This is a genomic window from Nocardioides sp., assembly GCF_035576065.1.
Taxonomy (GTDB): Bacteria; Actinomycetota; Actinomycetes; order Propionibacteriales; family Nocardioidaceae; genus Nocardioides.
Window position 1 is genome coordinate 24287 of the sequence record NZ_DATLWX010000028.1, and the last position, 16829, is coordinate 41115.

Annotated in this window: 16 protein-coding genes, 1 tRNA gene and 2 riboswitches; of the genes, 4 read left to right on the top strand and 13 right to left on the bottom strand. The window is 71.2% G+C overall.

Annotated elements, in window-relative coordinates; all coding sequences use genetic code 11:
* Positions 1–12: 12 nt before the first annotated feature.
* Positions 13–627 (bottom strand): cob(I)yrinic acid a,c-diamide adenosyltransferase, encoded by a 615-nt coding sequence (cobO, locus tag VNJ48_RS13215; RefSeq protein ID WP_325602829.1) that lies wholly within the window; start codon positions 625–627, stop codon positions 13–15.
* Entirely contained in the window at positions 627–2717 is a 2091-nt protein-coding gene (locus tag VNJ48_RS13220; RefSeq protein ID WP_325602831.1) for a VWA domain-containing protein, read from the bottom strand. Before VNJ48_RS13220 ends, cobO begins: the two co-directional genes overlap by 1 nt.
* Positions 2718–2744: 27 nt before the next feature.
* A riboswitch (cobalamin riboswitch) is annotated at positions 2745–2891 on the bottom strand.
* A gap of 45 nt (positions 2892–2936) precedes the next feature.
* On the opposite strand from VNJ48_RS13220, the gene cbiE reads away from it, so the two are divergent.
* Complete coding sequence (gene cbiE, locus VNJ48_RS13225) at positions 2937–4163, top strand: precorrin-6y C5,15-methyltransferase (decarboxylating) subunit CbiE (RefSeq protein ID WP_325602833.1); 1227 nt, start codon at positions 2937–2939, stop codon at positions 4161–4163.
* Here cbiE and bluB read toward each other — a convergent pair.
* The 7 genes from bluB to VNJ48_RS13260 all read right to left on the bottom strand — a co-directional run bounded on the left by bluB (position 4145) and on the right by VNJ48_RS13260 (position 10682).
* Positions 4145–4774 (bottom strand): 5,6-dimethylbenzimidazole synthase, encoded by a 630-nt coding sequence (gene bluB / locus VNJ48_RS13230; RefSeq protein WP_325602835.1) that lies wholly within the window; start codon positions 4772–4774, stop codon positions 4145–4147. The two genes, cbiE and bluB, sit on opposite strands and share 19 nt — an antisense overlap.
* Positions 4771–5523: a precorrin-4 C(11)-methyltransferase gene (gene cobM / locus VNJ48_RS13235; RefSeq protein WP_325602837.1), complete on the bottom strand. Its 753-nt coding sequence runs from the start codon at positions 5521–5523 to the stop codon at positions 4771–4773. The genes bluB and cobM overlap by 4 nt, the downstream gene beginning before the upstream one ends.
* The gene (locus VNJ48_RS13240) at positions 5520–7034 is read right to left on the bottom strand and encodes a precorrin-2 C(20)-methyltransferase (RefSeq protein ID WP_325602839.1); all 1515 of its coding nucleotides are present in this window, start codon (positions 7032–7034) and stop codon (positions 5520–5522) included. Before VNJ48_RS13240 ends, cobM begins: the two co-directional genes overlap by 4 nt.
* Positions 7031–7705 carry a precorrin-8X methylmutase gene (locus VNJ48_RS13245; protein WP_325602905.1) on the bottom strand — a complete coding sequence of 225 codons (675 nt, stop codon included), beginning with the start codon at positions 7703–7705 and terminating at the stop codon, positions 7031–7033. Before VNJ48_RS13245 ends, VNJ48_RS13240 begins: the two co-directional genes overlap by 4 nt.
* A gap of 35 nt (positions 7706–7740) precedes the next feature.
* Positions 7741–8583: a nitrite reductase gene (locus VNJ48_RS13250; protein WP_325602841.1), complete on the bottom strand. Its 843-nt coding sequence runs from the start codon at positions 8581–8583 to the stop codon at positions 7741–7743.
* 55 nt (positions 8584–8638) lie between these two features.
* Positions 8639–8838, bottom strand: a riboswitch (cobalamin riboswitch).
* A 52-nt stretch (positions 8839–8890) separates the two neighbouring features.
* Positions 8891–9646: a class F sortase gene (locus VNJ48_RS13255; protein WP_325602843.1), complete on the bottom strand. Its 756-nt coding sequence runs from the start codon at positions 9644–9646 to the stop codon at positions 8891–8893.
* Positions 9647–9653: 7 nt separating this feature from the next.
* Entirely contained in the window at positions 9654–10682 is a 1029-nt protein-coding gene (locus tag VNJ48_RS13260) for an ice-binding family protein (RefSeq protein WP_325602845.1), read from the bottom strand.
* 252 nt (positions 10683–10934) lie between these two features.
* Here VNJ48_RS13260 and VNJ48_RS13265 point away from each other — a divergent pair, with 252 nt between their 5' ends.
* The gene (locus VNJ48_RS13265; RefSeq protein WP_325602846.1) at positions 10935–11798 is read left to right on the top strand and encodes an alpha/beta hydrolase; all 864 of its coding nucleotides are present in this window, start codon (positions 10935–10937) and stop codon (positions 11796–11798) included.
* 352 nt (positions 11799–12150) lie between these two features.
* Positions 12151–12315: a hypothetical protein gene (locus tag VNJ48_RS13270; RefSeq protein ID WP_325602848.1), complete on the top strand. Its 165-nt coding sequence runs from the start codon at positions 12151–12153 to the stop codon at positions 12313–12315.
* Positions 12316–12352: 37 nt separating this feature from the next.
* Here the strand turns inward: VNJ48_RS13270 and VNJ48_RS13275 are convergent, their stop codons facing one another.
* The 4 genes from VNJ48_RS13275 to dnaG all read right to left on the bottom strand — a co-directional run bounded on the left by VNJ48_RS13275 (position 12353) and on the right by dnaG (position 16326).
* A complete protein-coding gene (locus VNJ48_RS13275) occupies positions 12353–13723 on the bottom strand; it encodes an amidase (protein WP_325602850.1) in 1371 nt (456 codons plus the stop codon).
* A gap of 110 nt (positions 13724–13833) precedes the next feature.
* Positions 13834–13906, bottom strand: a tRNA-Asn gene (locus tag VNJ48_RS13280).
* Positions 13907–13969: 63 nt separating this feature from the next.
* On the bottom strand, positions 13970–14455 hold the full coding sequence (locus VNJ48_RS13285) for a hypothetical protein (protein WP_325602852.1): 486 nt from the start codon (positions 14453–14455) through the stop codon (positions 13970–13972).
* Positions 14452–16326, bottom strand: a complete 1875-nt coding sequence (gene dnaG, locus VNJ48_RS13290; RefSeq protein WP_325602854.1) for a DNA primase — start codon at positions 16324–16326, stop codon at positions 14452–14454. Before dnaG ends, VNJ48_RS13285 begins: the two co-directional genes overlap by 4 nt.
* A 136-nt stretch (positions 16327–16462) precedes the next feature.
* On the opposite strand from dnaG, the gene VNJ48_RS13295 reads away from it, so the two are divergent.
* Positions 16463–16819 (top strand): hypothetical protein, encoded by a 357-nt coding sequence (locus VNJ48_RS13295; RefSeq protein WP_325602856.1) that lies wholly within the window; start codon positions 16463–16465, stop codon positions 16817–16819.
* Positions 16820–16829: the final 10 nt, after the last annotated feature.

Below are 16829 nucleotides of genomic sequence, written 5' to 3' on the forward strand. Positions count from 1 at the left end.
CGTCTCGCTCGCCTACCATTCGATGCCCTTCTGACCCTTCTGACCGGCGTCCATCGGGTGCTTGATCTTGGTCATCTCGGTGACCAGGTCTGCAACCTCGATCAGCCGGGGGTCGGCGGTGCGGCCGGTGATGATGACGTGCTGGAAGCCCGGACGGGCGCTCAGTGTGGCGACCACGTCGTCGACGTCCACCCAGCCCCACTTCATCGGATAGGTGAACTCGTCGAGGATGAGGAGGTCGTGGGCCTCGGCAGCGAGACGACGCTTGATCTCCTGCCAACCCTCGATCGCTGCGGTGGCATGGTCGTCGGCATCTCCCTGCTTGCGGGTCCAGGACCAGCCCGCGCCCATCTTGTGCCACTCGACCGGCCCTCCTTCGCCGGTCTCCTCGTGCAGCCGGCCGAGCCGCTCGAGCACGGTCTGTTCCCCGATGCGCCACTTCGCGGACTTCACGAACTGGAAGACGCCGATCCGCCAGCCCTGGTTCCAGCCGCGCAGACCAAGCCCGAAGGCTGCCGTCGACTTCCCCTTGCCGTCGCCGGTGTGGACCATCACCAACGGCCGGTTGCGGCGCTGCTTGGTCGTCAGGCCGTCGTCCGGCACCACGACCGGCTGTCCCTGGGGCATCAGGCCACCACCTTTCGAGTCCCGACAACACCGGTCAGGGCCTCAGCGCTGACCTCCGCGACGGGCAAGTGCTCTGCTCGGAGCACCTCGGCCAGCCGGCGGGCGAGGCCCAGACGGAGCGGACCGACCTCGGAGTCGATGACGACCGTGGTGACGCGAAGGCCGGCGACGTGTTCCGCGGCCCGCATGGAGCGGGCCATCGCGTCGGCGCCGTCGGTCGCACGACCGTCGGTCACCACGACGAGCAGAGGTCGCAGGCGGGGGTCGCGCAGCCGCTCCCGGCGCAACACCGTCGCCGCCTCGAGCAGGCCGGCCTCCAGGGGTGTCCGACCTCCGGCGGCGAGCTGGTCGAGGCGGGCCGCCGCGATCTCCACCGAGTGCGTCGGCGGCAGCACGAGCTCCGCTCCCCCGCCACGGAAGGTGACGAGTCCGACCTTGTCGCGGCGTCGGTAGGCGTCCATCAGGAGCGAGAGGATCGCGGTCTTGACCTGGCCCATCCGCTTGCGGGCCGCCATCGACCCGGATGCGTCGACGCAGAAGAGCACGAGATTCGCCTCGCGTCCTTCGCGGACGGCGACCCGCAGGTCCTCTGTCCGCAGCTCGACCCGACCGCCTGCCTGCTTGCGCCCCGGTTGCTGACCGGCAGCGGCGAGGAGGGTCTCGACCAGGTGCAGCGATCCGTTGGTGCCCCGGGTTGCTCCGGTGCGGCGACCTGATCGTGCCAGCGCTCGGCTGCGTCGCCCCGCTGCACCGTCGCCGAGCCCCTGGACGGTCAGAAGCTTGGGGCGGTATGCCGCACTCGCGCTCACGACCGTGCCTGTCGCGGCGTCCGCCCCCGACCGCTGGGGTGCGTCCGGGAGATGCATCCCGGGCTCACTCGGACCTGAGTCTTCTGAGGACTCAGGACCGAGCGGACGGTCTCTTGGACCTGAGTCTTCTCGAGACTCAGGTCCAAGAGAAGCGTCGCTGTCGCCGGGAGAGAGGTCGCCAGCTGGGCCCGAGGGCCCGCCGTCGGCATCAGGGCCTGACCCATCCGAGGCCGGCACGTCGGGGGGCTCGGGGGGCAGCTCGTCCCCCAGGAGCTGGTCGAGCAGGTCTTCGTCGAGGCCGGGCGCGTCGAACGGATTGCGACGTCGACGGTGCGGCAACGACAGCAGCGCGGCACGACGGATGTCCGCCCGTGAGACCTCGTCGCGTCCCTCCCACGCGGCGTGGGCGACGGCGGTGCGGGCCGTGACGATGTCCGCACGCAGACCGTCCACGTCGAAGGCGGCGCAGATCTCGGCGATCTTGAGCAGGGCGGCGTCGCCCAGCCGCACCTTGGCGAGGTGGTCGCGTGCCGACTCGATGCGTTCGGTCAGCAGGCGGTCGAGCGCGCGGTAGCGGTCCGTGAAGGCAACCGGCTCGGCGTCGTAGGCCATCCGGCGCCGTACGACGTCGGCACGTTGGGTGGGGTCTCGCGGCGCAGAGACCTCGACGGTCAGTCCGAAGCGGTCCAGCAGCTGGGGCCGGAGCTCTCCCTCCTCGGGATTCATGGTGCCGATCAGCACGAATCGCGCCGCGTGCTCCACCGAGACGCCGTCGCGCTCGACGGTGACCTGACCCATCGCCGCGGCGTCGAGCAGCAGGTCGACGAGGTGGTCGTGGAGCAGGTTCACCTCGTCGACATACAGGATCCCCCGGTGGGCGCGGGCCAGGAGGCCGGGCTCGTATTCCACCTTGCCCTGGGACAGGGCGCGCTCCAGGTGCAGCGACCCGAGAACACGGTCCTCCGTGGCCCCCACAGGCAGTTCGACCAGGCGGACCGGGCGGGCCAGCACCTCGGCATCGGCGGCGAACGGGCCATCGGGAGACGTGGCGGCGGGATTGCCGGGATCGATGGAGAACCTGTCGCCCGCGTAGACGGTGACGGGGGGCAGCACGGCCGCGAGTGCCCGAACGGCAGTCGACTTGGCCGTCCCCTTCTCGCCCCGGACGAGCACACCGCCGATCTCCGGCGCGATGGTGGTCAGGACGAGGGCGAGGCCCATGTCGTCGAGGGCGTCGGCTTCGCACCCGAGGACGGCAGAAAAGGGGTACTGCAGTGGCATGTGAGGCTCCCGCTCGCTTCGCCATTCGGAAATGTCGGACGCGAGGCCGGTCTTCGGACTTGTCAGGTCCCCTCGCGAGAGAGGCCTGATTCACCGCAGCGGGCCTGTGCCGGACTTTCACCGGCTTCCCAGATTCTCCCCTCCGACCCTGGCTCACCGTCTCCGATGTGCAGGCCGTTGGGGCACCTCGTGCCTGCGGTGACGATAGCGTGCCACCTCGTGCCCGACTCGCCACACCCCGCACCCCTCCCGCTGGTCACCGTCGTGGGCATCGCGGCCGGTGGACTGGGCGACCTGTCCGACGCTCTTCGCGACCTCGTGCTGCGTGCACCGGTCGTGCTCGGCGGAGCACGCCACCTGGACCTCCTGCCCGACGTCCCGGGGCAGCGACGGTTGCCGTGGCCGACACCGCTGCGTGCGGGTCTCCCCGCGCTCCTGGCATCACTCGGGGAGAGGTCGGTCGTCGCCCTCGCCTCGGGCGATCCCCTGCTCTCCGGCGTCGGCACGACCCTGATCGACGTCCTTGGCGGCGACCGCGTCGTGATCCACCCCGGAGTCTCGTCGGTGGCGCTGGCGCGGGCCAGGCTCGGCTGGGCGGACGAGTCGTGCGCGGTCGTCAGCCTGGTCGGTCGCCACCCTGCGCTCGTGCTGCGCGAGCTGGCCCCCGGACGCCGGTTGCTGGTCCTGTCCTCCGACGAGCACACTCCCGGCGCGGTCGCTGGCCTGCTGACGCAGGTGGGGTACGCCGCAAGCCTGCTCCACGTCCTGGGGAACCTGGGATCGTCCGCCGAGTCACACGTCTCGGGCGGGGCGGCGGACTGGTCGCACGGCTCCCCGCGCCTCAACGTGCTGGGGCTGGAGCTGAGGGGCCCACGACTCCACGGGTGGACGCCGGGGCTGCCCGATGACGCCTTCGAGCACGACGGACAGCTGACCAAGCGCGACCTGCGTGCCTCCGCCCTGTCCCGGCTGGCCCCCGTGCCGGGCGACCATCTGTGGGACGTCGGCGCCGGCGCCGGGTCGGTCGGCATCGAGTGGATGCGCGCCCATCCGACGTGCACCGCGACCGCCGTGGAGGCCGACACCAGCCGTGCCGACCGCATCTCCCGCAACGCCACCCGCCTCGGGGTGCCCGGGCTGGACGTGGTCACCGGCACGGCCCCCGGAGCACTGGCCGGGCTCCGCCGGCCCGACGCCGTCTTCGTCGGCGGCGGCAGCACCACCCCCGGACTGCTCGACACCTGCCGATCTGCGCTGCCGCCCGGAGGCCGGTTGGTCACGCACGGCGTCACTCTGGAGACCGAGCAGCTGCTCGCGCAGGCCCACGGGGAGCATGGTGGCGAGCTGACTCGGATCGCGGTGGAGACCGCTGCGCCCGTCGGCTCCTTCACCGGCTGGACACCCGCGCGCACCGTCACCCAGTGGGTCTACACGCGGGGTGCGTAACGCTCCTCGTGCAACACCTCCGCGAGCGGAGACCGGTGTCGCCAGCCGAACCGTTCGAGGTCGGGCACGTCAGGCAACGCCGAGACCGGCCCGACACAGAGCCACGCGACCGGGCGGACGTGCGCCGGGAAACCGACCAGGTCCCGGAGGAACTCTTCGCGGTAGAAGCTGACCCACCCCACGCCCAGCCCCTCGGCGGTCGAGGCCAGCCACAGGTTCTGGATGGCGCAGACGACCGAGTAGAGGCCCGTATCCGCGATCGCGTGCCGGCCCAACACGTCCGGCCCGCCGCGGCTCGGGTCGTAGCCGACGACGATGCCGAGCCCGGACTCCACGATACCCTCGACCTTGATCGTGTCGAACGTCTCCCCGCGCTCGCCGTCCAGGGAGGCCGCGAAGACCTCGCGTTCCCCCGCCACGTGCGAGCGGAACGACTCGAGCGTCTGCGGAGAGCGGACGAGCACGAAGTCCCACGGCTGGCTCATCCCGACGCTGGGCGCGCAGTGCGCCGCCGCGAGCACCCGCTGGAGAGAGGCGGGTGGGATCGGCTGCCCGGTGAACTCCCGACGCGTGTCTCGGCGCCGGTTGATGACGTCGTAGAGGTCGTTCACCGCTGGATGGTCCGGTCACGGGCAGGGTCATAGAGGTGGGACTCGCCGCCGGCGGACGGCTCCAGGGCTCGCCCGACGAGGATCACGGCGGCGAGCCTCAGCCCCGCAGCGTCCACCTCGTCGGCGATCGTCCCGACGGTTCCCCGCAGCACCTGCTCGTCCGGCTGGCTGGCCCGGTGGACCACGACAACAGGGCAGTCGACGCCGTAGTGAGGCTCGAGCTCGGTCATCAGCTCACGTGTCCGGGTGATCGCCAGGTGGAGCACGAGCGTCGCCCCGGTCACCGCGAAGGCCGCCAGGGACTCCCCGTCCGGCATCGGGGTCGAGCGGGCCTGAGCACGCGTGAGGATGACCGACTGCGCAAGCATCGGGACGGTGAGCTCTCGGCCCACCAGGGCTGCGGCGGCGGCATATGCCGGGACGCCGGGGGTCACGTCCCACGGCACCGCGGCGGCGTCGAGGCGCCGGGTCTGCTCAGCGAGGGCGGAGTAGATCGACGGGTCGCCCGAGGTGAGCCGGACGACCTCCCAGCCGTCTCGGTGGGCGGCGACGAGGCGCTCGACGATCTGGTCGAGGTCGAGGTCCTGGGTGTCCACCAGAGTGGCGTCCTCGTTGACGTGGCCGAGCACGTCGGGGTCGAGGTAGGTGCCGGGGAACAGCACCAGCTGGGCGCGTGCAAGCAGCCTCGTCGCGCGCACGGTCAGCAGGTCGGCTGCCCCGGGACCGGCGCCGACGAAGTGGACGGTCATTCGCCCTCCACGTAGCGCGGCGTCCAGACCCCGGCCGGGCTGAGGCGGGTGCTCTCGGCGCCGACGATGAGCAGGCACTTCATGTCGATGCTGGCCGGGTCGAGCTCGGCCAGCGTGGTGACCCTCAACGACTCCTCCGCCCTGCCGACGTCCCGGCCGACGATGACCACGGTGTCTGGCTTGCGGTGCTCCAGCAGGACTCGCTGCGCTGTCGCCACCTGCTCGGTGCGGGAACGAGATGCCGGGTTGTAGATGGCGAGCACCAGGTCGGCCTCGGCGATCGCGCGCAGCCGGCGCTCGACCACCGCCCACGGCTTGAGCCGGTCCGACAGCGAGACGACTGCGAAGTCGGCACCGATCGGGGCACCGGCTCGCGCTGCCACCGCCTGCACGGCGCTGACTCCCGGCAGGACGCGGATCGACACGTCGGCGTACGCCGCGTCCTCGGCCGCCTCGAAGACGGCAGCGGCCATCCCGAAGACTCCGGCGTCGCCGCCGGACACCACAGCCACCTTGTTGCCGGCCCTTGCCAGGTCGAGGGCGAACCGAGCCCGGTCGACCTCGACCGTGTTGCCGGAGGAGTGCCGGGTCAGGCCCGCGCGCTGGGGCACGCGAGCGACGTAGGGCCCGTACCCGACGACGTGCTCCACCTCGGCGAGCGCCTTCGTGACCTCCGGTGTCGTCCAACCGGCCGGTCCCGGTCCGAGCCCGACGACGAAGAGCTCTGGCGCCGACGCGGCAACCTCGGTGACCACCTCGGCCGCGACGTCAACGCTGCGTGACCGCAGACCGTTCCGCGAGTCGCCGGTGACCACGATCAGCGAGAAGTAGGGCACCGAGCCGGCCTCGACGTCCGCCGCGGGTAGCCAACGCTCCTCAGGCATCGAGGCGCGTTCGACGTACACCGCATGGTCGAGGCGACCGGCAGCGGCGAGCGCCCGTCGGACCGCGGGGAAGGTGCGCCCCAGCTTCATGATGATCGCCGCGTCGGTGTCGGCGAGGCGACGCGCCAGCTCGGACTCGGGCATGGTGCCCGGCAGCACGGTCAGCACGTCGGTCTGCCGGACCAGCGGACGGGCTGCTGCTGCGGTCGCGGCTACGAAGGCGGGTACACCCGGGACCACCTCGGTCGGGAAGCGATCGGCGAGGCGGTCGTGCATGTACATGAAGGACCCGTAGAACAGCGGGTCACCCTCGGCGAGCAGCACGACGTCGCGCCCCGCGTCGAGGTGCACGGCCAGTCGCGCCGCCGATTCCTCGTAGAACTCCGCCAGGGCGCCGGCATAGCCACCGGGGTGCTGCGTGGCTCCGGTCGTGACGGGATAGGTGAGCTGCTCCTCGATCACGTCGGCGGGGAACAGCTCAGCAGCGATCCTGCGGGCGTTGGACGCCTTCCCGACCCCGGCATGGAAGGCGACCACGTCAGCCTGCTCGATCAGTCGGGCAGCCTTGCGGGTGATCAGCTCGGGATCGCCGGGCCCCACCCCGACGCCGTAGAAGCGGCCTGTCATTCCTGCTCCTGGGCCAGTGCGTTGAGGGCGGACGAGGTCATCGCCGAGCCACCGCGGCGACCCCGGACCGTGACGAAGGGGATGTCGATGCCGTGGTCGGAGTGGAAGCTGGCCAACGCCTCCTTGGACTCCGCGGCGCCGATGAAACCGACGGGGCAGCCGACGATGGCGGCCGGCCGCGGACCGCCCGCCAGGATGAGCTCAAGCAGGTGGAACAGCGCGGTGGGGGCGTTTCCGATGGCCACCACGGCGCCCTCCAGGTGCGGCTCCCAGAGCGACACCGCGGCCGCCGTCCGAGTCGTGCGCCAGGCGTCAGCGAGCACCGGGACTCGCTCGTCATTGAGGAAGCACAGGACCGGGTTGTGCGCCGGCAGCCGGCTCCGTGTCACCCCCGTCGCCACCATCGTGGCATCGCACAACATCGGTGCCCCGGCCTCCAGCGCAGACCGAGCCGCCGCCATCAGGCGGGGATGGATGACGAGATCGGCGGCGAGATCGACCTGGCCGCTGCCATGGATCATCCGGACGGCGAGCTTGTCGGCCTCGGGGGGCACGGCACCCAGGTCGGCCTCGCGGCGGATCGTGGCGAAGGAGTCGAGATAGATCGCGGGTCCGAGGTCGACGTAGTCATAGCGCCGGGGCGGCCGTCGAAGGCCCGACACGGGCTCCATCGCGGGGTCGGTCAGCGGGTCAGTCAGCGGGTCGGTCACAGTGTCTCCTCGGGGACGAGAACGCCGTGCCACGGGGTGATCACGACGTGTGCGACAGCGGCAGTCAGCGCGGACACCGTGCCTCGGTCCAGGCCCTCACGGGCGACTTCCGCGTGCCACCCTCCCGGCACCTGGCCGAAGGGCAGTGGGGACGTGGGCTCGGGCAGCCGAGGGTCCGGGAGCGCGGAACCTACGAGGGGGTCGGTCATCTCGACGACGTGCCACGGCGCCGACGGTGCCGCCCCGCGGCGTACGGCGAACTCGCGGGCCAGCTGGGTGAGGTGCTCCGCGGCGCAGCCGATCGAGACCACCGGGCCCATCTCGTCGCCCACCCGCAGCTGGACCGACTCCGCATCGAGGGCCACCAGCCCGAGGTCGCAGCTGCGGCTCACCAGATCTCCGCGACCGTCGTCCAGGACGATGAGGAAGCGACCGGGAAGACCCGTGAGCTCGGGTGCCGCACACAACCGGGTGTCGAGGTCGACGGCCACCGGACGGAGGTCGACCCTCCCGCCGGCGAGCCCCGTCTGCGGCGAGACCATGACGTTGCGCACCAGCTCGTGGGTGCGGGTCGGTAGGAGTCCCGTCGACTCGATGGCGGTCAGCACCGCGGCGTCCAGCTCCCCCCGCGCGCCGGGTAGGGCGCGGACCTGGAGGTTGGCGCGTGAGGTGAGGTGCACCCGCCCGTCCCCGAAATGCTCCGCCACCTCGAGCAGTGCGAGGAGGGAAGCGGACGACACCCGGCCGCCGATGAGCCGGAGACGGACCAGCATCCCGTCGGCGGCCGGCCAGGGTCGGAGCACACCGGGGCAGAGGTCGCCACGGTTGCGTTGAGTCACCACTGGTGGGCCAATCTGGTCAGGCCCGTGCGCGGGGCCGCGTGTGACCTGGCGGCGATCACCGCTAGGGCCAGCAGGTCTTCGGACTCGGGATCGACCGGGTCGGTGCACCTTCCCGGAGACCAGCTCCAGTGGCTGCCCCCTCGTGTGAGGTGGCGTGCTCCGCCCGTCACCCTCACCGCTGCGCGTCAGTCCCGGATTCACACCGGGTTCCCTGACTCCTGATGGAGTACGACTGGCTCCACGAGCCTATCGCGAGAGCGACACGACAGCACCCCGACCCCGGTCGTTCCCCCTCGCCACCGGCTCAGGCAGGCGGGTCCGTGCTCACGTGCTCGGTGTAGGCGATGACGTTGGACTGGTAGCCACCGCGGCTCGAGTCGTAGTCCCCACCGCAGGTGACGATGTTGAGCGTCGGGCGGTCCGGCGTGCCTGCATAGACGCGCTCGGCGGGGAACTCGTCGTTCGGGATCGTCTCGAGGCGCGACACCTCGAAGGTCTCGACCGTTCCGTCACCGAGGGTGACGAGCACCCGGGACCCCGGCACCAGCTCACGCAGGCGGTAGAACACCGCCGGTCCCTCCGCCGAGTCGACGTGCCCCAGGATCACGGCCGATCCGAGCTGACCGGGGCTGGTCCCCAGCTCGTACCACCCCGCCTGCTCTGCGTTCTCCGGCACCTCGACCGTGCGGTCCTCCTCGAGCCCCAGCCTGACCAGCTCGGACGAGACGGCCACCGAGGGGATCGAGATGGCCACGGGGTCGGTTGGCAGCGTCCCCTCGGGAGTCGCGAGCGGGGCGGCTGTGGTCGTCTCCGGAGCGGTGATCCTCGGAGCCGGGGTCCTGCTGGCGGCGGGCGCCTTGGTCCTGACCGGGGTGGACGTGCTCAGCGGCGACGAGGCGGTTGCTCCGGGCTCCGCCGAGGTGGTCGGGGTCGCGGGGTCGTTGCTGAGGATCGCGGCGATGGCCAGCACCGCGCCGAGGGCGGCGAGGCACGCGGCAAGCACCCACCGGCGACCAAGGAGAGTCCTGGTGCCGGTGGAGGTGCTTGTCGGGTCGGACACGTGCGGGTCAGAGCTGGCGAGAGGAGCGGTTCCTCAGTGTGGGTACAAGGACGGCACCGGCAGCCGCGAGCCCCGCCAGGAGGAACAGGACGGCCGGGGTGCTGCCACCCTCCTGAGCGCCGCCGAGACCCGTCGGCGGGTTGCCGGCCGGGATGACGGGGCCGTCGTCATCGGTGGGAGTCCCAGTGGGGCCGGAGCTCTCCGAGGGGCTCGGGGAGGGCGACGGCGTCGTGGTCGTGGTGGGTGTCGCTGTCGGCGACGGGGACGGGGACGGGGACGGGGACGGCGCTGCGGCACACGCCGGCGTCGTGATGACATTGGTGTCGAGCGTGACCGCCCCGTTGCGGGCCAGGATGCGCCCGTTGACGTTGGCGCCGGTCGTGAGCGTCGCCGAGGTGAGCGCGAGGACCGTGCCGACGAATTGCGTGCCGGTGCCGAGCGTCGCGGAGCTGCCCACCTGCCAGAAGACGTTGCAGGGTGACGCGCCGTTCGTGAGGACGACTGAGCTGTTCGACCCGGTGGTGAGGGTCGAGGCTGCCTTGAAGACGAAGACGGCGTTCGGGTCACCCTGGGCGTCCAGCGTCAAGGCGCCGCTCAGCCCCAGGGAGGTCGCAGACGAGTAGACGCCCGGCGTCAGCGTCTGGCCAGCCAGGTCGGCGGTGACGGTCGCCGTGGTCGAGCGGCCGGCGGCATCGTTGTAGGCGGTGGTGAGGTCGATCTGCGCCTGGGTGGCGACGGCGTCCGCGACGTGGACGGTGCCCAGGACGGTGCCGGGCGGGAAGCCGGTGACGGCGGAGCCGGGCGCGAGGCCGAGATCCGCGCTGAGGACTGACGGGCCCGTGTTGGTGACCGCGCTGCCTGCCAGGACGGAGTACGACGCGGCGGTCCCGAGAGTCACCCGGGCTTCAGCAGCGTGGGCGGGGGCCGTGCCGACAGAAGCGACACCGGCGACGAGCAGGCCGGCGGCCGCAAGACCGAGCCCTGTCGAGAAGCGTCTGGTGCTGCGCACCCGAGGGGAGGCGATGGACTGATTCATGGGGGTCTCTTCACGTGCGGAGTCATCCGCGTCGGGCGACCCGACGAGCGGGTCGGTTCTGCTCGGTTGCCGCGAACCAGTCGTGTGGCGGCGTCGCGCACGGTCTCGCGCGCGGAGGTTGAGGCGGTTCCGTGCGCTTGTCCACTTCGGAACCTACACGTCCGCGGCCCGCTGGGGATCATCTCGGACTAGTCCGGGGTCGCGGCGTCCGGGTCCGACCGTCACCCTCGGCCCCGGGGCATGATGGCCGCCGTGACCCGCGATCCCTCGGCTCCCGGACCGTCGGCTGCCGTCCGCGACGTCACCCTCGGGTCCCTCATCTTCCGCGTCACCGACACCGGACCCCCTCGCGGCCGGCCGGTCCTGCTGCTGCACGGTTTTCCCCAGACGTCCTGGTGCTGGCGGCATGTCGTCCCGGCGCTGGCCACCGCCGGGCACCGCGTGCTGACCCTCGATCAGCGCGGCTACTCCCCCGGAGCCTGTCCGGAAGCCGTGGAGGACTATGCCGGGGAGCATCTCGTGAGCGACGTGACCGGCATCCTTGATGTGCTCGGCATCGAGTCCGTCGACCTGGTGGGCCACGACTGGGGAGCTGCCGTGGCCTGGCAGGTCGCCGGCTACCACCCCGAGCGGGTCACGACCCTCACCGCGATCTCGGTGCCGCACCCCGGCGCCTTCATGGAGGCACTCGCCTCCGACCCGGATCAACAGGCTCGCTCCGCCTACCTGGCTGACTTCGCCACCCCCGGCTACGAACGCGCGCTGCTTGCTGACGACGCCGCCGGTCTGCGATCGCTCTTCGGAGACGAGACAGCCGTTGACGTGGACCACGTGCTGAGCCGGCTCGGCACCGAGACGCAGCTCCGCCCAGCACTCAACTGGTACGCCGCACAGTCGGCTCGACGTGCCCTGGCGACGCCCCACAGCTCCGTGCCCACCCTGCACATCTGGTCGGACGCGGATCCAGCGCTCGGGGCGTACGGTGCCCGCACCACCCATCGCTACGTCACCGGGCCCTACCGGCTGGTCACGCTCCGGGATGTGGGCCACTGGATCCCCGAAGCAGCTCCCCAACAGACCGCCGACCTCGTCTCGGCGCACCTTACGCAGCACTGAGCCGTGCAACGTGTCACCCCGACAGCTTGTGCCTCATGACTTGCACCGGACCTGTCGTCTGTGCGTGACCCTGGACCCCGGTCGCTGACCCATCGATCCGATGTCCGCGCCGGCGACGCCCCGCCCACGGGTTGAGCGATCCCCAACTCTGCCGCGCGTGGCGGACGACCACGATGGCGCTGCGCCACGCCGCAGGCTTCCGCGCCTGGCTCGATGACGGCCAGGGTGACGACGAGGCGCCCGAGGGCTTCCTCGTCTGCGACGAGCGCGCCTGACACCTGCGCAGGGTCGGAGGGGGTCGTCGCGGGGTTCAACGAGCTAGGCTCATGAGGAGCAGAGATGAGGAGAGCAGATGCCGTACGTAGTTCTGGGCCTGTTCCTGCTCGTGGTGGTGGCTGCCTCGTGGCACGCGGCCCGCCGCGGCCAGGGCGGGCAGGGCTGTTGCGCGCCGGCCGACCCGCGTGCCGACCTGCGCATGCGCGGGGCCTTCGAGGATGAGACCGGCGGCGACAACTAGGACGTGGTGGGCCCGCGCCGTACGGCGCTCCTTTCCCTCAAGGACTCGCCTGGAGCGCGGCCAGCCGTGCCCACGGGCGCAGGTGCTCGAGCTGTGCGGCGACCTGCAGCAGCAGCTGTTCGCCCCCGGGGCGCGCCACGAGCTGGACTGACAGTGGCAGGCCCGACGCGTGCGTGCCCGCGGGGACAACCGCCGCGGGCCAACCCGCCAGGTTCCATGGCGCGGCGAACGGCGCGTACCTACTGTTCGCAACGACGTTGGACAGCCACCCGCGTTGACCCCATTGCGCTGACGAGATCGGGAGCTGCGCGAGGGCCGGGGTCACGAGCACGTCGTGGTCGGCGAAGAAACGGTCCGCGACCTCCTGCCAGTGCCGGCGTCCCGATTCCTTCGGAAATCCTGCCTTCAGGACCGCGCGTCCGAGCGTCGCGTGCACCTTGACCCGCCGCTCCACGCGGGAGCGGTCCTCGAGCCACTGGGCGTCCAGCTCAGCGCCAGCGAACCAGCGCCCGAGCGCCGCGAGCGCGGTGCGTGTCGGGTATCGCGGGTCGGAGCGCACCACGGTGTGGCCGGCCCCGGACAGCTCATCCGCGGTCCGCAGAGCGGCATCGACGTACGCTCGATCGACTGTCGCGCCGACCACGGGGCTGCTGGTGGAGACCGCGATCCGCAACCCGGACGCCGGCAGCTGCACCGACGCGAGCTCGGGCCGCCCGGCCATCACCGACAGCACGAGAGCAGCATCGGCGACGGTCGTCGAGAGCGGACCGTTCTCTGCCATGTCGAACCAGGATCCGTTCCCGAGCTGGGCCGGCACGACCCCGAGGCCGGGCTTGAGGCCGAACAGGCCGCAGCACGCGGCGGGGATCCGGATCGAGCCCATGCCGTCGTTGCCGTGCGCCACGGCCACCGTCCCGCTGGCCACCGCGGCCGCGCTGCCTCCGGATGACCCGCCGGGCGTGCGGCTCAGGTCCCACGGATTGCGCGTCGTGCCGAACACGGAGTCGGTGGCCCCGAAGACGCACAGCTCGGGGACGCGAGTCAGCCCGACGACGACGGCGCCTGCCTCCCGCAGCCGTCGCACCACCTCGTGGTCACGAACCTGGGCGGTGGGGTCCGACGCTGCGGAGCCGTTGCGCATCGGCTCGCCTGTCACCGCAACGTTGTCCTTGACGGCGATCGGCAACCCTGCGAGCGGGAGGTCCTGCAGACCGGCCCGCTGATCGAGCTCGTCCGCCTCAGCAAGCGCACGGTCGCCACGGACCACCTGGTAGGCCCCCAGCATGCTGTCAACGACGTCAATGCGGGCCAGCGCTGCTTCGGTTGCCGCCCTGGCCGTCGTCGTCCCGGCGTGCACCGCGGCGATCGTCTCGAGGGCTGTGGGCACGGGGGGCACGGTGACTCTCATCCAGTGACCTTCGCACAGCAGCACCCGAAGCATCACCGCTTCGGTCGTGCCACCCAACGAACGCGAATGGCCCCTGACCTACGTCCGCAGGTCAGGGGCCTCTCTCACTGCTCCCCCGATTGGACTCGAACCAATAACCCTCCGGTTAACAGCCGAATGCTCTGCCAGTTGAGCTACAGGGGATCGCTTGTGCAGCGGTAGGGAACCTTAGCAAGCCCAGTCGGGTGGAGGAAATCAGGACGGCTGCTACAGCCCGACGTCGGCCCGGGCAGCCGCCAGGGCCGAGGCCGAGGCCGCACGGACGACCGGATCCGCAGGGTCCACACCTTCGTCGTACTCGAAGAACCACTCGATCGCGGCGGTGCGACGAGGTGGCCGACGGCCGATCACCCGGACACCACGTCGGCCACGCAGCGAGACGTGGCGCTGCAGCACGACACTCGCCGTCACCCGCTCGCGGACGAGCTCGAGGAACCGGCCGGGCACCAACAGGTCGTAGGAGTGCGTCGTCTTCTCGTGGCCCCACGACCCGACGAGGGAGACGCGGAAGGCATCGGTGTCACGGTCCCAGTCGGCCGCCTCGACCTGCTCCCACGGGATGCGGGTCGAGCCGAGGTAGAGGGCGTCGCGAGTCCCGGCCAGCACGACGCCGTCCACGCTCTCGCACGACGCCAGCACGCGTTCGCCGGGCCCGACAGCCACCACCGGCGACGAGCGCCTCAGCGACCTCACTGCGACTTCACCTGCTGGTCGCGCAGGTTGCGGCGGTGTTGCTCGAGGGCGACGAGCTCACCGAACATCTTGTTGTACGGCGCAGCGTGCTCGACCGGGTTGGTCCGCTGCAGCCGCGACTTGAGCTCGGCGATCCTGCGCATCGTGGTCAGCTCCTGCAGCCGGTAGACGTGCATGGCGACATAGGTCGGCGTGGGCTCGGCGGGCGTCAGCACGGGCTCGACGCCGAGCTCGCTGATCGCCGACGAGACGGCGGGATCGGCCGCCGAGGAGCGCACGCGGGCGCTCCACCCGTTGTCCTTCGCACCGGCAGCGGGGCCGCCGGCCGCGGCGACGGCCTCCCAGACACCTCGGTAGGTCGGGTGGCTGAAGTCGTGGGGTCCCACACCTTCGATGACGCGGCCCACCGCACCAGGGTGCTGGATCACGATCTTGAGCGTCTCGCGCTCGGTGCTGAAGCGGGGGTCGCGCAGGCTGGGCACCTGCGGACGCGACGGCTCCGCTGCGGTCGCCGGGGCGGCTCGTCGCTCGTCCGGGCGCTCGGCGCGGGCGGCCGCGCGGCGCACCTCCCGGCGAGCGTCGTCGACGTCGACCCCGATCATCCCAGCGATCTCGCGGGCGAACGCGTCGACCTTCGACCTGTCGCGGATGCTCGAGACGAGCCCTGCCGCCTCGCGCATGGCGTCGATCCGGCCGTCCGCCCGGTCGAGGTCGTACTTCGTGACGACGTTGGCGAGCACGAAGCGATACAGGGGCTGCCGCTTCGCGACGAGCTCGCGCACGGCGGCGTCCCCCTTCTGGATCCGCAGGTCGCAGGGGTCGAGCCCGTCGGGCTCGATGGCGACGTAGGTCTGGGAGACGAAGTTCTGGTCACCTCCGAAGGCCTTGAGCGCCGCCTTCTGGCCCGCGGCGTCGCCGTCGAAGGTGAAGATCACCTCGCCCCGGAACTCCTCGTGGTCGTGCAGGAAGCGCCGCAGCACGCGGGCGTGGTCGTCACCGAAGGCGGTGCCGCACGTCGCCACGGCCGTCGGCACGCCTGAGAGGTGGCAGGCCATCACGTCGGTGTAGCCCTCGACCACGACGGCCTGGGACGACCGGGCCATGTCGCGGCGCGCGAGGTCGATGCCGTAGAGCACCTGGCTCTTCTTGTAGAGCACGGTCTCGGAGGTGTTGAGGTATTTGGCCTCGATCTTGTCGTCGTCGAAGATGCGACGGGCCCCGAACCCGATCGTGTCGCCGCTGGCGTCGCGGATCGGCCACAGCAGACGGCCCCGGAAGCGGTCGTATGCCGACCGGCCCATCGCCACCAGCCCGGCTGCGATCGCGTCCTCGTCGCTGAAGCTGCGCCCGCGCAGGTGCCGGGCCAGCGCCTCCCCGTCGCGGGGCGCGAAGCCGATGCCGAAAGTGGCCGCTGCGTCCTGGTCGAAGCCCCGGCTCGTGAGGAACTCGCGGGCCGCCACGGCCTCCACGGTCTCGAGCTGCCCGGCGTAGAACTCCTGCGCGACCTTGTTGGCCTCGATCAACCGGCCGCGAGCCGGTCCACGGGGCCGCTCGGGCGCGTCGCCGTCCTCGCGTCGCAGCTGAACGCCGTATTTGTCGGCAAGCCGCTCGACGGTCTCGGCGAAGCTGAGTCCGTCGATCTTCATCAGGAAGTTGATGACGTCGCCACCTTCCTGGCAGCCAAAACAGTGGAAGTATCCGCGAGACGGGTTGACGTTGAACGACGGGGACTTCTCGTCGTGGAAGGGGCACAGACCCTTGAGGGAACCGCCGCCCGCCTTGCGGAGCGTGACGTAGGACGAGACGACCTCGTCGATGCGCGCCTTCTCCCGCACCTCTGCGATGTCGTCCTCGCGGATCCTCCCTGCCACGGGCCGGAGTCTACGTCCGCGTGCCGACACCGGTCTGGACACCCGTTCGGGTGCCGCGGCTTTCGCTCCGTGGCCGTCTTTGACAGGTTGGAGGCATGAGCCGTCCCTTTCAGGGCGAGGACCAGAGGAGATCATCATGATGAAGAAGTTGTTGCTGTTGACGGCCGGCGGGATCGGCTACGTCCTGGGCGCTCGCGCCGGACGTGAGCGCTACGACCAGATCGCCGGGATGGCCACCAAGGTCAAGAACGACCCACGTGTCCAGGACGCCGCCCAGCAGGCGGCCGAGACCGCCAAGGCGCAAGCGCCTGTCGTCAAGGACAAGGTCACCTCCGCCGCCAGCACCGCTGCGGACAAGGTGAAGCCCGGTGGCTCCACGGGCTCCTCGGCGTCAGCCACCTCGGGTCCCACGCACTCCGACTTGGAGTCGCAGCTCAACCCCGACAGCACCGCGCTGCAGGACAACCCCTACCCGCAGGGCAACCTGCCCTGAGCCTGCGCCA

Coding starts and splice junctions, on each gene's coding strand:
- VNJ48_RS13260 (WP_325602845.1), bottom strand. CDS start 10,682: ATGAATCAGTCCATCGCCTCCCCTCGGGTGCGCAGCACCAGACGCTTC.
- VNJ48_RS13240 (WP_325602839.1), bottom strand. CDS start 7,034: ATGACAGGCCGCTTCTACGGCGTCGGGGTGGGGCCCGGCGATCCCGAG.
- VNJ48_RS13220 (WP_325602831.1), bottom strand. CDS start 2,717: ATGCCACTGCAGTACCCCTTTTCTGCCGTCCTCGGGTGCGAAGCCGAC.
- VNJ48_RS13275 (WP_325602850.1), bottom strand. CDS start 13,723: ATGAGAGTCACCGTGCCCCCCGTGCCCACAGCCCTCGAGACGATCGCC.
- cobO (WP_325602829.1), bottom strand. CDS start 627: ATGCCCCAGGGACAGCCGGTCGTGGTGCCGGACGACGGCCTGACGACC.
- cobM (WP_325602837.1), bottom strand. CDS start 5,523: ATGACCGTCCACTTCGTCGGCGCCGGTCCCGGGGCAGCCGACCTGCTG.
- VNJ48_RS13245 (WP_325602905.1), bottom strand. CDS start 7,705: ATGGAGCCCGTGTCGGGCCTTCGACGGCCGCCCCGGCGCTATGACTAC.
- VNJ48_RS13270 (WP_325602848.1), top strand. CDS start 12,151: ATGCCGTACGTAGTTCTGGGCCTGTTCCTGCTCGTGGTGGTGGCTGCC.
- VNJ48_RS13295 (WP_325602856.1), top strand. CDS start 16,463: ATGATGAAGAAGTTGTTGCTGTTGACGGCCGGCGGGATCGGCTACGTC.